Genomic DNA, 2,348 nt, shown 5'->3' with positions numbered 1-2,348 from the left:
TCTACCCCATCGTCGAATTCATCGGCGCGCTGGCAGTCGCGTTGATTATTTGGTACGGCGGCGGGCAGGTGATCAGCAACATGCTGTCGTTCGGCGCTCTGGTGGCGTTCATCATGTATGTTGAAATGTTCTTTCGCCCCATCAGCGATCTTGCCGAGAAATACGGTATTCTGCAAACCGCCATGGCGAGCGCGGAGCGGGTTTTCAAGATTCTCGACGAGCCGGATGAGCTGGCCTCCGACCGTAAACCGCTGCAACCGGCTGGATCTTCTTTGGATTTGATCGCAAGCAATGGCCGTTGGGCGCGCGGTGAAATCGAGTTTCGCGACGTGACTTTTGGCTATCGCGACGATGAAACCGTCTTGAAAAATGCTTCATTCAAGATTGCGGCAGGTGAAACCATCGCGATTGTGGGCGCGACCGGCGCGGGCAAAACCACGATCATCAGCCTGCTCTCACGGTTTTACAAGCCGCAGCAGGGCCAGATTTTGGTCGACGGCCAGGACATAAACGAATTGCCGCTGTATCACGTGCGTTCGCAAATTGGCTTGGTATTGCAGGATGTTTTTCTGTTTGCCGATTCCATCGAAGAAAACATCCGGCTCGGCAATCACACGATTTCTTCGGAACGCGTGCGGCAGGCCGCGCAGGAAGTGAATGCCTTGCGATTTATCGAACAACTTCCCAACAAATTTCAGGAGCCGGTACTGGAGCGCGGCAATTCGCTTTCCGTCGGACAAAAACAGTTGATTGCCTTTGCGCGCGCGCTCGCGTTTGATCCGCCGATTCTCATTCTCGACGAAGCCACTTCGAGCGTCGATACCGAAACAGAATTGTTGATTCAAGCAGCGCTCGCACGCCTGATGCAAGGCCGCACCTCGCTGATCATCGCGCACCGTCTTTCCACCATTCAGCACGCTCATCGCGTCATCGTCATGCACAAAGGCCAGGTGCGTGAGATTGGCACGCATGAAGAATTGATGGCGTTGCACGGCATTTATTATCGCCTGTATCAACTGCAATTCGCAGTGCAGGAGAAAACCACCCGGCGAATTGCCAGCTAGCCGCGATGAGCCGAACACCGAAATCCGCCAAGCGCTTCCTTGCTGTAGTCGCCTTGGCGGCGATGCTTTTGCTGCTCATTCCCGTTCTCGCGCGCCATCCCCAATTCGTTGAAACGATTTACACGCGCCATCTCTACTTTGGCCTGACCGGCTTGCTCTCGACGGCAAGTTCGGCGCTGCCATTCTCGCTATCAGAAATTTCGCTGTATGGATTTGCAATCTCGCTTGTGGTGATCCTCACGCATACCCTAAAACAAAAACTGTGGGAATCCGGCCTCAAGAAAATTACGCTGCTCGTTGCCATTATCATTTCGTGGTTCTATCTCGGTTGGGGCTATAATTATTTTCGCCTGCCACTCGACAAACAACTCGGCCTTACCGAACTAGAAGCAGAAATCTCTGGCGCGAGGTTTCGAGAAAATTTATTGTGGTGCTTGAACTCAGCCAACGCGCATTGGCGCGCTATGCCTAACTGGTCTTTGCGCGAGCTTGATGAGAAAATCGAACAAAGCTATCACCGCGTTTTGCTCGATTTGAATTTGCCCATGACGCCGGGCAAGCGCCGTCCCAAGCTTCTGTTGGTTCCTGCCGTGTTAAATTACACGTTGACCTCCGGCATTTTCGGACCGTTTTTTCACGAAGTCCATCTGAACTCCGAGCTATTGCCAATCGAGTTGCCGTTCGTGCTCGCGCATGAAAAGGCCCATCAAATGGGCTTTGCGCGCGAAGCTGAAGCAAACTTTCTCGCAGCGCTGGTGTGCTTTGCCAGCGCAGATTCCTCGGTGCAATACTCGGGCTATTTTTCCTTGCTCGGCAGTTTCTTGACTCGCGCATCAGCGGTTGCAGAGGCCGACTCGTTGCGCCAACTGATCCGGCCGGAAGTTCGCGCCGACTTTCGAGTAGTACGGCAGCGTTATCAAAAATACATGGGAACAATTTCAGACATGAGCCATGCAACTTATGACGCTTATTTGCGCGCCAATAAAATTCAGGAAGGTATACAAAATTATAGCGGAGTCGTGGAGTTGATGATGCGCTGGCGAGCGCAACAGGGGCTTATGCAAAACAGAATGCGGCCAATGAAGCCCGGCGAACAGCCTCGATAATTTGCGACGTTCCGCTACGGCTTGGCCGTGGCATCTTTGTTGGCAAGACGAATATCTGAAGGAAAAAGCTTTCAAACTTCCTCGAAATTAACTGGGCAGATCGCTGTTAATCGAACATTTTCCGGCAGCCTGTTTCGCCGGCGCATTTGCTTCGCAGGCAACTTCGGCGGCTATCTCT

2 protein-coding genes are annotated in these 2,348 nt (G+C 52.9%); both read left to right on the top strand.

Annotated features, from left to right (window positions below; all coding sequences use genetic code 11):
- A partial coding sequence (locus FBQ85_29345) for an ABC transporter ATP-binding protein (protein ID MDL1879237.1) occupies window positions 1-1,064 on the top strand: 1,064 nt, incomplete at its 5' end.
- A gap of 5 nt (window positions 1,065-1,069) precedes the next feature.
- Window positions 1,070-2,170 carry a DUF3810 domain-containing protein gene (locus FBQ85_29340; GenBank protein ID MDL1879236.1) on the top strand — a complete coding sequence of 367 codons (1,101 nt, stop codon included), beginning with the start codon at window positions 1,070-1,072 and terminating at the stop codon, window positions 2,168-2,170.
- The last annotated feature ends 178 nt before the right edge of the window (window positions 2,171-2,348 follow it).

It is taken from the genome of Cytophagia bacterium CHB2, assembly GCA_030263535.1.
GTDB lineage: Bacteria > Zhuqueibacterota > Zhuqueibacteria > Zhuqueibacterales > Zhuqueibacteraceae > Coneutiohabitans.
The sequence above is the reverse complement of the archived record's forward strand: the minus strand, read 5'-3'. Positions and strand labels throughout refer to the sequence as shown.